At 66.0% G+C, this 12,625-nt stretch carries 11 protein-coding genes; 4 read left to right on the top strand and 7 right to left on the bottom strand.

Annotated elements, in window-relative coordinates; genetic code table 11:
- Window positions 1-101: 101 nt before the first annotated feature.
- Window positions 102-722, top strand: coding sequence for an FABP family protein (locus ABZ677_RS25995; protein WP_358374641.1), 621 nt, complete (start codon window positions 102-104; stop codon window positions 720-722).
- A 195-nt stretch (window positions 723-917) separates the two neighbouring features.
- On the opposite strand, the gene ABZ677_RS25990 is transcribed toward ABZ677_RS25995, so the two are convergent.
- The 6 genes from ABZ677_RS25990 to ABZ677_RS25965 form a co-directional block, all read right to left on the bottom strand.
- Window positions 918-2,504 (bottom strand): ATP-binding cassette domain-containing protein, encoded by a 1,587-nt coding sequence (locus tag ABZ677_RS25990; protein WP_358374615.1) that lies wholly within the window; start codon window positions 2,502-2,504, stop codon window positions 918-920.
- Window positions 2,497-4,185 carry a thiol reductant ABC exporter subunit CydD gene (cydD, locus tag ABZ677_RS25985; protein WP_358374612.1) on the bottom strand — a complete coding sequence of 563 codons (1,689 nt, stop codon included), beginning with the start codon at window positions 4,183-4,185 and terminating at the stop codon, window positions 2,497-2,499. Before cydD ends, ABZ677_RS25990 begins: the two co-directional genes overlap by 8 nt.
- Window positions 4,182-5,219, bottom strand: coding sequence for a cytochrome d ubiquinol oxidase subunit II (gene cydB, locus ABZ677_RS25980; RefSeq protein WP_358374609.1), 1,038 nt, complete (start codon window positions 5,217-5,219; stop codon window positions 4,182-4,184). The genes cydD and cydB overlap by 4 nt, the downstream gene beginning before the upstream one ends.
- 10 nt (window positions 5,220-5,229) lie before the next feature.
- On the bottom strand, window positions 5,230-6,717 hold the full coding sequence (locus ABZ677_RS25975) for a cytochrome ubiquinol oxidase subunit I (RefSeq protein WP_037194591.1): 1,488 nt from the start codon (window positions 6,715-6,717) through the stop codon (window positions 5,230-5,232).
- 131 nt (window positions 6,718-6,848) lie between these two features.
- Window positions 6,849-7,715, bottom strand: a complete 867-nt coding sequence (locus ABZ677_RS25970) for an aminodeoxychorismate lyase (RefSeq protein WP_358374605.1) — start codon at window positions 7,713-7,715, stop codon at window positions 6,849-6,851.
- 34 nt (window positions 7,716-7,749) lie between these two features.
- On the bottom strand, window positions 7,750-9,048 hold the full coding sequence (locus ABZ677_RS25965) for a dicarboxylate/amino acid:cation symporter (protein ID WP_037194587.1): 1,299 nt from the start codon (window positions 9,046-9,048) through the stop codon (window positions 7,750-7,752).
- 110 nt (window positions 9,049-9,158) lie between these two features.
- On the opposite strand from ABZ677_RS25965, the gene ABZ677_RS25960 reads away from it, so the two are divergent.
- The 3 genes from ABZ677_RS25960 to ABZ677_RS25950 all read left to right on the top strand — a co-directional run bounded on the left by ABZ677_RS25960 (window position 9,159) and on the right by ABZ677_RS25950 (window position 11,379).
- On the top strand, window positions 9,159-10,280 hold the full coding sequence (locus ABZ677_RS25960; protein ID WP_358374601.1) for a folate-binding protein YgfZ: 1,122 nt from the start codon (window positions 9,159-9,161) through the stop codon (window positions 10,278-10,280).
- Entirely contained in the window at window positions 10,277-10,912 is a 636-nt protein-coding gene (locus ABZ677_RS25955) for an MOSC domain-containing protein (RefSeq protein ID WP_358374598.1), read from the top strand. The genes ABZ677_RS25960 and ABZ677_RS25955 overlap by 4 nt, the downstream gene beginning before the upstream one ends.
- 272 nt (window positions 10,913-11,184) lie before the next feature.
- Entirely contained in the window at window positions 11,185-11,379 is a 195-nt protein-coding gene (locus ABZ677_RS25950; protein WP_008719426.1) for a DUF3073 domain-containing protein, read from the top strand.
- Window positions 11,380-11,452: 73 nt separating this feature from the next.
- On the opposite strand, the gene purM is transcribed toward ABZ677_RS25950, so the two are convergent.
- The gene (gene purM, locus ABZ677_RS25945) at window positions 11,453-12,553 is read right to left on the bottom strand and encodes a phosphoribosylformylglycinamidine cyclo-ligase (RefSeq protein WP_032376541.1); all 1,101 of its coding nucleotides are present in this window, start codon (window positions 12,551-12,553) and stop codon (window positions 11,453-11,455) included.
- Window positions 12,554-12,625: the final 72 nt, after the last annotated feature.

Here is a 12,625-nt window from a genome sequence, read left to right as displayed (position 1 = left end):
TACCGACTGGTCAACGACGAATCGTGACAGAACCGGTTGCGGGTCGACCCGGCAGTGCTGACGAGGGGCTCGACACCCCCGTCACCAGTGGCGACGAAGCAATAGCGGCTGCCGAGCAGAAGTTCGCCGACGCGTCGACGCGGAACGTTCCGGTCCTGCCGGACATCCCGCATCCCGACGACACGGCCAACCTCCGCCTCGGCCCCGATCTGCACCCGTCGATGCTCGCTCTGTTGCCGCTCGTCGGCGTGTGGCGCGGTGAAGGCGAAGGCCACGACCCCGAGTCCGGTACCGACTACCCCTTCGGTCAGCAGATCGTCGTCACCCACGACGGCGGTAGCTACCTGAGCTGGGAATCACGTTCGTGGCGACTCGATTTCGACGGTAACTTCGCACACCCCGATCTCCGCGAAACCGGATTCTGGCGCATGAGCGGTGGCAACGGGCTCAAGGGTTCCGAGGACGAAGAGGTCGTCGAGCTATTGCTGACACACAGCACCGGCGTCGTCGAACTGTATTACGGCCATGCACTCACCAAGTCGTCCTGGGAACTGGCCACCGATGTCGTCATCCGCAGCACGTCGGGTGCGTTGGTCGGCGGAGCCAAGCGGCTCTACGGCATCGTCGAAGGCGGCGATCTCGCGTACGTCGAAGAACGCGTCGTCGCCGACGGCCCACTGGCACCGCGGTTGTCCGCGCGCCTGACTCGCTACATCGGCTGACTCTCTCTCACCACCCACTGCACGCGAACGGCCCCCGAGCCATACCTGATTTCAGGTCCCGACCGGACAGGTCGGGGGCTCGGGGGCCGGGTAGCTGCCTGGGATTCGCCTGCCGCTCGCGCGGTCTTCGCAGTGAATCCGTCAGCGATTGCGGCTAGCTGACAGCCACCTCACGCGTCCTAGAGTTCATCAACTTCAGACCACCTCCTCTCTCGTGTACTTCACAACGTACGCCCGAGTTTCCGAGTCGGCAAAGGGTTTTTTCTCACGGTCCGAGCCGAGGTCGATCACCTGGTCGGCGTCGGTGTTCTCCGGCAGTTGATGGGTGACGACCACCACGGTTCGGTCGGCTCCGAACAATCCTCCGTCGGTGGTGAGCAGCTCGCGCAGTATCGATTCGCCGGAAACTCGGTCCAGATGCTCGGTCGGCTCGTCCAGCAGCACGATCGGTGCCGTACTGACCAGAGCGCGCGCCAACAGCAGTCTGCGGCGCTCTCCCCCTGAGACGGCCTGCGCGCCGCCGACAAGGGTGGTGTGAACGCCGAGAGGCAGGGTGTCGAGCCACGAGCCGAGGCCGACTTTCCGCAGCGCCTCCGCTGCTTCCTCCTCGGTCACGTCGCCGCGGACCACCCGCAGGTTCTCCAGAATCGAGGTGTCGAACAGATGCGCGTCCTCGGCGAACAGCGCTGCGTCCGAACCGCATTCCTCGGCGAACTCCCGCAGCATCGTGCTCTTCCCCGATCCGCTGGGCCCGATCAGTGCGCTTCGCGCAGTGGTGCGGTCGAGTGCCTCGGAGCGCACATGACCACGCCACTGCGGCGCAGCCGCATCGAGCATCGCCATGATTCGGGTGGCCGCGATTCGGCCACGCATCAGGGCGATTGCCGCTCCGGGCAGTGCCGCGGTCGCCTCGAAGGCGGCCAGCGGAACCAACACGATGATCGCCAGGGCCATCGGTGTCATGCCGCCCACGGTGCCTCCGGTCGGTCCGTACAACCCGATGCCGACGAGCAAGGACCCGATCACCGATGCACCGATCGACAGCGGACCGGCGGCATCGGCCAGCGCCGACGGCCGCGCCGCCCGGTCGCGGGCGACCACCGAATCCTGTGCTGCCCCGCGGGCTTCGGTGAGCGTCGCGTCGAGGCGTCCGGCGACCCGCAGTTCTGCGGCGTGGTCGAGTGCCCGGACGGCTGTCTCGGCGAACCGCGCATCGGCGTCGGCTCCGGCCTCCTCGGCGATCCTTGCGGCCCGCGCCGCCAGAATCGGTGCGCCCACGCCGGCGATCAGCAACGACACCGCCAGGATCGACGCGGCAGCAGGCGCGATTCCTGCAAGCAGGCCCACGGCTGCGAGCATCATCACGACGCTCACGCAGATGGGAACGATCGCGCGTACGACGACGTCGCCGAGCACGTCGACGTCCGCTCCGGTGCGAGCCAGGACGTCCCCGCGCCGCAGAGTGAGCGCGCCGTGTCCGTTCGCCAGTTGCTCGTAGATCCGGGTGCGCGCTGCCGTCGTACCGCGCAGTGCCGCGTCGTGCGTGGTGAGTCGTTCGAGGTAGCGGAACACCCCGCGGGAAATGCCCAGCGCCCGAACGGCTACCACGGCGACGGTCAGGTCCATCACCGGAGGCATCTGCCAGGCTCTGGTGATCAGCCATGCCGACAGTGCGGCGAGGGCCAGTGCGCTGCCGAGGGTTGCCACGCCGGCCGCCACGGCCAGTGCCACCCGCCGCGGGGAGAGCTCGAACAGGGCCAGTGCGCGTCGTAGGTCAGACATGATCGAACTCCCGTACCACCGGTGAACTGCTTCGTACCTCGACGACGCGATCTGCGGCGTGCAGCACCGAGCGCCGATGACCGACCATCACCACGGTGACACCTCGGTCGGCTGCGTCTCGAACGGCCTGCAGCACAGTCTGTTCACTCGCCGCATCCAGGTGCGCCGTCGGCTCGTCCAGCACCATCACCGGAGCGTCGGAGACGAAGGTTCTGGTCAGGGCCAGGCGTTGCAGTTCGCCGAGGGACAGCCCCACTCCGCCCTGCCCGACGCGAGTGTTCCAGCCGTTCGGGTGATCTCGCAGTACGGCGTCGAATCCCGAAGCGCGGCAGGCTACGTCCAGTGCATCGGGGTCGGGCACCCCGTGAAGGGTGACGTTCTCGTAGAGCGTGCCGGGAAGCAATACCGGCCGCTGCGGCAGCCAGGCGACCTGCGCCCACCAGCGGTCGAGATCGAGATCGGCCACGGGCACGCCACCGACGAGAACCGCACCGCTCGTCGGCGTCGTGAGTCCGAGAACCGCCTGCAGCGCAGTCGATTTTCCGGAACCGTTGGGGCCGGTCAGTACCGTGATGGTGCCTGTTCGGCACAGCGCACTCAGTTCTGCCGGAGCGTGACCGTCCCGGCTCGCGACGGTGAGTCCGACGAGTTCGATGTCCGCGGTCGTAGCGTCGACGGTCCGGCCACCGGTCGGCTGTGTGGTGCGCCGATCCAGGACTCGGAATGCTCGGTCCGCGGCCTCGACGCCGTCCTCTGCTGCGTGGAACTGGGTCCCCACGGCGCGCAGCGGAAAATACACCTCGGGGGCGAGAATCAACGCGATGATGCCTGCTTCGAGCGTCATCTCCCCGAAGACCAAGCGTAATCCGATTCCGACGGCCACCAGCGCGACACACAGGGTCGCAAGCAGCTCGAGCACCATCGACGAGAGGAAGGCAACCTTCAACGCGCGCATCGTTGTTCGTCGATGTGCGTCGCCCAGTGCGCGGATGCGAGCAGCCGGTCCCTGTTCGCGGCGCAGCGCGCGCAAGGTCGGCAGACCGGCCAGCAGATCGAGCAACTGCGCGGACAACCGGGTCATCGTGGTGAGCGTCGCCGCGGCTCGCCCCTTGGTCAACAACCCGATCAGGATCATGAAGATGGGGATGAGCGGCAACGTCACCGCGATGATCACCGCCGAGGTCACGTCCTGGGTGACGATGACGACCAGAACGAGCGGAGTGACGATGACCGCGGACACCAGCGCCGGCAGGTAGCCGGTCAGGTACGCCCGCAGACCCCCGATGGCTCGGGTCACGACGACGGCCAACTCTTCCCGTTCGCTGTCGAGCTCCCGAGGCTCGAATCGAGTTGCTGCCGTGAGCACCTCGACCTCGAGCTCGGCAACCACACGTGACGCCGACCGGTGCGCGTAGCGGGACTGGGCTCCGGTGGCGAGCACACGTACGGCCACCGCGCCCGCCAGCACGGCCAGTTCCGTCGTCCACGCGGACAGTGATCTGGCCGTCGGGTCGGTGATGACGCCTGCCAGTACCCGGCCGATCGCAAGCGCGCCGACGATGATGCAGAGCGTGACGACGGTCGACAGAGCGACAGTGACGATCAGGTAGCCCCGCGCAGAGCTGGAGTATTTCCACAGGCGGGGATCGACCGGTCCCCGCGAACGAGCGGGCGCGGTCACGATTTCACCGTCAGTCCGATCGAGTCCGGGATCTGGGCACTCGAAATGCGCTGGCGGAAGACCCAGTACGTCCACGCCTGGTATCCGAGGACAACAGGGGCGGCGAAGGCCGCAGCCCACGTCATCACCTTCAGCGTGTACGCACTGGACGACGCGTTCGCGATCGTGAGGTCGAAGGCGGCGTCGGTGCTCGACGGCATCACGTTGGGGAACAGGGAGGCGAACAGCAGTGCGACGACGGCCACGATGGCAATGCTGGTGAAGACGAATGCCCAGCCCTCGCGCACCTTCGCCGTCAGCGCGACGACGAGGAGCAGAGCGGCAGCGGCCGCCCCGACGAGTAGCCACGTCCACGTCTTGCCGTATGCGAGTTGGGTCCACAGGGCAAATGTGCCGCCGATGAGAACTGCCGGAACGGACAGTCGCGCTGCGATTTTCGCCGAATCCTCGTGCACGTCGCCGGAGGTCTTGAGTGCGATGAACACGGCGCCGTGCAGGGCGAACACCAGCGCCATGGTGGCACCGCCGAGCAGGGCGTAGGGGTTGAGCAGGTCGAAGAAGCCTGCGGTGACCTTCTTGTTCTCGTCGATCGCGACGCCGCGCACGATGTTGGCGAACGCGACGCCCCACAGCACCGCTGGAACCCAGGACCCGATGCCGATGCCGATGTCGCAGCGTCGACGCCATACCGGGTCGTCGATCTTTCCGCGCCATTCGATGGCGCAGATACGCAGGATCAGGGCCACCAGGATCAGCAGCAGCGGGAGGTAGAAGCCGGAGAACAACGTGGCGTACCACTCCGGGAAGGCCGCGAACAGCGCGCCGCCCGCGGTGATGAGCCACACCTCGTTGCCGTCCCAGACCGGGCCGATCGTGTTCAGGACGGCACGCCTGCGCTTCTCCCCCGTGACAGCGTCGGGATGCCTACCCAGGATGGGCATGAGCATGCCGACGCCGAAGTCGAAGCCTTCGAGCACGAAGTAGCCGACGAAGAAGAAGGCGATGACGAAGAACCAGAATTCGGGCAGTGACATGGTTGTTCCCCTAGTACGCGAACGAGAGCTGTTTGGGCTCTTCGTCTTCCGATTCCGGTGGATCGACGTGCGGCTGCGCGTCGTGGTCGAGAGGTCCTTCGATGACATAGCGGCGAAGGAGGAAGAACCAGACACCGCCGAGAGCGGCGTACAGCAGTGTGAACGTCACCAGCGAGGCGAGGACGAGGCCGACGGGATGGTCGGACACTCCCTGGTCGACGGTGAGCCTGATCTGGTCGACGCCGGACAGGTTGGGTGCGACAACCCATGGCTGCCTGCCCATTTCGGTGAAGATCCAGCCGGCGCTGTTGGCCAGGAACGGAGTCGGGATGGCCGCGAGGCTCAGCCACGAGAACCACTTCTGGTCGGGTACTCGGCCGCCGCGGGTGACCCACAGGCCGGCCAGTGCCAGCAGAGCGGATCCGGCGGCCAGTCCGATCATCATCCGGAATGCCCAGTAGGTGACGAACAGGTTCGGCTTGTAGTTACCCGGCCCGAACTGCTGCTCGTACTGCTCCTGCAGTTGGTTGACGCCCTGCACGGTGGCACCGAAGTCGTTCTCCGCCAGGAACGAGGTGAGGCCGGGGATCGAGATGAGGTGCACCACGGACTCGCAGTTGTTGTGTGTTCCGACGGTCAGGAGCGAGAAACTGGCTCCGGTCTCGGTGTCGCACAGCGATTCCGCCGAGGCCATCTTCATCGGCTGCTGCTCGAACATGAGCTTGCCCTGGATGTCTCCGGTGATGGCCAGTGCGCCACCGGCGACGATCATGATGACGAAGGACATGCGGGCAGCAGGGCGAAACATGCTGCGCGAGTTGCTCTCCTGGAGTGGAGCCTGCGGATCGACCCCGGCCTTGTTCTTACGGGCCTCACGGACCATCCACCAACCGGAGATTCCGGCCACGAAGGTGGCAGCGGTGAGGAACGCTCCGGCGACGGCGTGGGGAAATGCCGCCAGCGCTGTGCTGTTGGTGAGCAGTGCCCAGATGTCGGTCAGCTCGGCGCGCCCGGTCTCTTCGTTGTAGATCGCGCCCACGGGATGCTGCATCCAGGAATTGGCCGCGATGATGAAGAAGGCCGAGGCGTTGACGCCGATGGCGACGAGCCAGATCGTGGCCAGGTGAACCAGTTTCGGAAGTCTGCTCCAACCGAATATCCACAGTCCGAGGAACGTGGACTCGAGGAAGAAGGCAACGAGGCCTTCGAGTGCAAGAGGAGCGCCGAACACGTCACCGACGAAGCGGGAGTATTCGCTCCAGTTCATGCCGAACTGGAACTCCTGGACGATTCCGGTGGCGACGCCGAGGGCGAAGTTGATGAGGAACAGCTTGCCGAAGAACTTGGTCAGTCGATACCAGGAGTCCTTGCCGGTGATCACCCACATGGTCTGCATGGCGGCCACCATCGGCGCGAGGCCGATCGTGAGAGGTACGAGAATGAAGTGGTAAACGGTGGTGATACCGAACTGCCACCGCGAGACATCCAACGCGTCCATCGATACTCCGAACTCTCACACCCGAGCTGTGACGGGCAACACCGCAGGTCAGGGCGTTGGCCCGCGACAAACTCGAATGTACTACTACGAGTAGTAGTAGGGAAGAGTCTTTCGGCAGGGTCGTTCGGCTCCTATCGAGTTTCGACCGTCTCCACGGCGGTATCGACCATCGATCGAACATCGTCGGCACGCCTCTGAGTGCCGAGGGGAACGCCGTTCATCTCCGTCACCCGAGCCGCGAGAGTGACGCTCGAGACCAGCCAAACACCATCTGCTGCAATGAGATCCGCCGGATACAGGTTCCCGTGCTCGCACGTCCAACCGGCAGACTCGGCCACGGAGAACAACCCGGCGACCGTGGTTCCGGCCAGGATGCCCTGTTCCACCGACGGTGTGACGAGAGTCTTACCGCGCGCGAGCACCACCGTCGAGCGCGGACCTTCGAGTACCCGACCCTCACTGCTGAGATAGATCACATCGTCGACGCCCTGAGCGGCGGCGTGCCGCAGCGCGGCCATGTTGGTCGCATACGACAACGTCTTGGCCCCGGCGAGCTGCCACGGCGCTCCCGACGAGAAGTCCACCGAGTAGCCGCGATCGAGCGTGATCACCGACACCCCGTCGGCTCGCGCGGCCCGCACCCGCTCGGGCAGCGGTCCCACCGTCACGTACGCGGTGGGGTCACCACCGCCCTCGCGTCCGCGACTGAGGACCAGCCGAAGCACACCCTCGTCCTCGGACTCTCGCGCCCACAGACCGACGGACTGTTCGATCACAGTGCGCCACTGCTCGAGATCGGGAACCGGCAGGTCCAGTGCCCTCGCCGACGCCACCAACCGGGCCAGGTGCAACTCGACCGCACAGGCCGCGCCGCCGCGCACGAGCAGCGTCTCGAACACCCCGTCCCCGCGCACCGCGGCCAGGTCGTCGGCGAACAGCAACGGCCGATTCGCGTCGTGCACTCGGCCGTCCAACGTCACCACTACCGACTCCGACATGCCCGCCACCCTAGATGGGGGCGGACGCGTTCGATCAATCCGCTCGGTCGGCCGTCGCCATCGCGTCGGCGTACTCGTCGAGGTCGAGATCCTCCGCGACGACGACCTTGGTGCCGTTGTACACCTCGCGGTCGATCTCGTCGTCGGCGTTGGCGACGAGCATCGCGACGAACGTGTCTCCGTTGACGTTGAGGAAGGTGCGGAAGATTCCGGCGAACCAGTCCACGGCGATCAGCAGGCCGACGGCCTCGAAGGGAAGGTCGAGCGAGGTCGCGAGGAACATCGCGACGACGGGGAATCCGCCGGGCACGGTGATGGTGCCCATGTTGAGCAGAACCGCCAGGCCCATGCCCAATACGATCTGCCCGAGAGTGAGGTCGATGTCGCCCGCCTGCGCGAGGAACATCACCACGATCATGTAGTTGAGAACGGCACCGTAGGAGCCCATCGTCAACCCGATCGACAGCGTGAAGTTGGCGACCTTCTGACTGACGCCCACCTTCTCGACCGTGTTGCGCAGCACCGTCGGGAACGTGACGGCCGAGCTCGTGGTCGTCACCGCGACGGCCGTCTGCTCGGTGAGTTTGCTGGGCAGCTTCCACGGGTTCAATCGGGTCCGCATCGTCACGACCACGACGAAGAGCGCGAACAGAATCAACACCCCGAGCAGCGTCGTCCCGAGGTAGCTCAGCGCGGTGGACACCACGGAGAAGCCGACGTCTCCGGCGAGGGCGGCGAGCAGGCAGAACACACCGACCGGGGCGATGACCATGACGAGCCGGATCATCGTCAGGACGATCTGCTGAATCTGGTCCATGAACGAGAGCACCTGAGTGTTGCCGGTCTTGGTGATGTGACTGCGCAGCGCGATGCCGAAGAGCAGCGAGAAGACGATGATCGGCACCATCGTCGCCGTGGACATGGCGTCGAACACGTTGGTGCTGACGAAGTTGAGCAGCGTGTCCTGCCAGCCGAGTGCCTCGCTCGCCGACTCCTCGAGCGACGGATCGAGCTGCTGGGTGAACACCATGCCCGCACCCGGCCGAATGATGCTGCTCAGTACCCAGGCCAGCACCGCAGCGACGATCGAGAACCCGATCATCCACTTGAAGGTGCGAAACGCGATCTTGCCGGTTCCCGCCCCTGCCATCGATCCGGTTGCGACGATGACCGAGGCCATCACCAGCGGAACGATCGACATCTGGATCAGTCGGATGAACAGATCGCCGATGAACTTCAGGTTCGCGGCCCACTCGCCGACCACCAACCCGAACACGATGCCGCCGATCGCCGCGAGGCCGATCTGCGCGGCCGGATGCGCCAGTTTCTTCATGGATCGAAACGCTAGGTCCGTGTCGTCGCAGCGCCGTGTCGTCGTCGTTTCGAGGGTGTAAAGGGACCGGTCGCCGAGTTGCTGCGCCGACGGGCTCCTACTATGGGGTGGTGTCCGATTCCGTGACGATCAGCCCGAGTCCTCTTCTCACTCTTCCCAACGCAGTACCGTCCCCGGACGACAGCGTCGACGCCGGGGTGGCCTGGCACTACGGCAATCCGTTCGGCGAGCAGCGGGACGCCGCGACCGCAGCTGCCGTCATCGATCGGTCGCACCGGTTCGTCCTGGCCATCAGCGGAGACGAACGCCTGAGCTGGCTGAACACGATCTCGAGCCAACTCGTCTCGAACCTGCCCGACGGCAGCTCCGCCGAGAACCTGAGCCTGGACGTCAACGGCCGAATCGAGCATCACTTCGTCCAGACCGATATCGACGGCGTGACGTACATCGACACCGAACGTGCAGCCGGACCCGGTCTGCTGTCGTTCCTGCAGAAGATGGTGTTCTGGGCCAAGGCCGAACCCCGCCAGGCCGACGAACTCGCCGTGCTCACCGTGCTCGGATCCGACGCGGCGGCGGTGCTCGCGAAGGCCGGCCTGCCCGCTCCCGGCGAGATCTACGGGGCGTCGCCGATCGACGGCGGCGGTTTCGTTCGGCGGATGCCCTGGCCGGGCAAGAATTCGTACGACGTGATGATCCCCCGCGCGAACTCGACCGATTGGTTTCTCCGACTGCGTGACGCCGGTGCCACCCCGGCCGGAACCTGGGCGTTCGACGCGTTGCGGGTGGAATCGCTGCGTCCGCGAGTGGGCGTGGACACCGACGAGAAGACCATTCCGCACGAGGTTCGCTGGATCGGCAGCGCCGCCGAGTTCGGCGCGGTGCATCTAGAGAAGGGCTGCTACCGCGGGCAGGAGACGGTCTCGCGCGTACACAATCTCGGTCGCCCGCCCCGGCATCTGGTGCTGCTGCATCTCGACGGTTCCGCGGACGGTCGACCCAACACGGGTGACGCGGTGACCGCGGGCGGACGGTCCGTGGGGCGTCTGGGCACCGTCATCGATCACTTCGAGCTCGGGCCCATCGCTCTGGCGCTGGTCAAGAGATCCATTCCGGTGGACACCGCCCTGGAGGCAGGTCCGTGTGCGGCGTCGATCGATCCTGATTCGATCCCGTCGTACGACGACGTCCAGGCCGGTCGCGCTGCGGTGGACCGCCTGCGCGGCCGGTGACCGGCACAGTTCTCGCTGTCTGCGTCGTGCACGCCGATGTTCCGTTCGGACGCCGCGCGGTGGTCGACAGCGGCATCGACAAGCGACCTGTCGACGGGCCGGTGGACGTACACGAGCTCGGCGTCGGCGGCGATCACTGCCGGGACACGAAGTTCCACGGCGGACTCGATCAGGCCGTCTACGCCTACGACGAGAACGAAGCGCGGTACTGGGCCGATCAGCTGGGGACACCCGTTCCTCCCGGACGGTTCGGCGAGAACCTCCGTACCACCGGCGTACCGGTGACCGACGCGGTGATCGGTACGCGGTGGCGAGTGGGCAGTGTGGAGTTGGAGGTGACGATCGCTCGCAAGCCCTGCGGCACGTTCGCGCGGTGGATGGCCGAGCCCGGGTGGATCCGTCGATTCACCGCGCGCGGTGATGTGGGTGCGTACTTCCGTGTTCTCGAACCCGGGGTCTTCGGCGCCGGGGACGCCGTGACTGTGATGTCGGTCCCCGAGCACGGGGTGACGGTGCGGATGCTCTTCGAGGGGAGGGACACAGCTGCGATGCAGACTCTGCTGGACGCGCCGGGATTGGCGCCCAAGGTCTACCGCGATGCGGCGGCAGCGCTGAAATCCTCGCGCAACTGACCCCGACGAGCTCCGGTCCCCATGACGCGCAGCACGTAGTTCTCGTGTCGTGGAACGAAGATAGTTTGCCTGTGCACGGATATCTGCAGGTACAGGCAGCGCCGGCCCCTACCCCGGGCGTGTCGCGCCGGTGCGCCCGCCACCGACACGTGGTGCCGTATGCGCATCGCGGCGATTCGCGCGCTAGAGTGTGTGCCAGGAAGAAATACCAACTCTAACGGGGCCGCCAAATTTCCCCAGGCCGCCCCGCAAGTCCGCGAGGGGGCACCGCCATGGGCCGAGGCAGGGCTAAGGCAAAGCAGACAAAGGTCGCTCGTGAGCTCAAGTACAGCTCGCCGACAACGGACTTGGAGAGTCTGCAGAAGGAACTCTCCGGTGGTTCGTCCAACTCCCATCGTGGCATCCACTCTGACTCGGATGTGCATTCCCGAGTCGAGGAAGACGAGTACGAGGACTGGCGACGCTAGTACTGTGCACTGAACGACTGAGGGGGAGCCGCGGTGCGGCTCCCCCTCACTTGTTTGCCCGGTGCTCGCGCGATCAGAACCTCGGGTGGTTACCCAGCAACAGCGCACGCTCGTCGGCGACATCCTTACCGGTCGCCTTCTTCACCGTGCCCAGCGTCCAGCAGTCTATGTGGCGTGCGGTCAGCACAGCGAGTGCTCGGTCGACGTCCTCGGGTGCCACGATGGCGACCATGCCGACACCCATGTTGAACGTCTGCTCCATCTCGGCCCGCTCGACGCGTCCGCGCTGAGCGATCAGCGAGAAGATCGGAGCCGGGCTCCACGTGGTGCGGTCGAGTTCGGCGACCAGTCCCTCGGGCATGACCCGTGACAGGTTGTTCGCCAGTCCGCCGCCGGTCACGTGGCAGAAGGTGCGGACGTCGGTCTCCGCAGCGAGCGCGAGGCAGTCCTTGGCGTAGATCTTGGTGGGTTCGAGCAGTTCCTCACCGAGAGTGCGGCCGAACTCCTCGACGTGTCCGCCGAGGTCCATGTGGTTGATCTCGAGCAGCACCTTGCGAGCGAGGGAGTAGCCGTTGGAGTGCAGGCCCGACGATCCCATGCCGATGACGACGTCACCGGGACGCACCCGCTCGGGTCCGAGGATCGAATCCGCCTCGACGACGCCGATGCCGGTGGCCGAGAGGTCGTAATCGCCGTCGGCCATCAGACCCGGGTGCTCGGCCGTCTCGCCGCCGAGCAGTGCGCAGCCGGCGATGATGCAGCCTTCTGCGATGCCCTTGACCAGCTCGGCGACCTGCTCGGGAACCACACGGCCCACGGCGATGTAATCCTGCAGGAACAGCGGCTCGGCACCACAGACGACGAGATCGTCGACGACCATGGCGACCAGGTCCAGGCCGAGGGTGTCGTGCTTGCCGAGGGCCTGTGCCACGGCCACCTTGGTGCCGACGCCGTCGGTCGAGGCGGCCAGGACGGGCTCGCGGTAGTCGCCCTTGAGCGCGAAGAGACCGGCGAAACCACCGAGACCGCCCATGACCTCGGGCCTGCTGGCCTTCTTGGCGAGCGGCGCGAACAGTTGCACTGCTCGATCTCCTGCGGCGATGTCGACCCCGGCCGCCGCGTAGGAGGCACCGCCCGAGTGAGTTGCGCTCGTGGGTTGGGATTCCTCGGTCATTCGGCTCCAGCCTGTGTACTCGATCATGTCAGCGCCCATAGCGGCGCAGATAGCGCCCTAACGGTACCGGAG

This window comes from Rhodococcus sp. NPDC006774 (assembly GCF_040636045.1).
Classification (GTDB): domain Bacteria; phylum Actinomycetota; class Actinomycetes; order Mycobacteriales; family Mycobacteriaceae; genus Rhodococcoides.
Note: the sequence above shows the minus strand (reverse complement) of the source record. Positions and strands in the feature narration are given on the sequence as shown.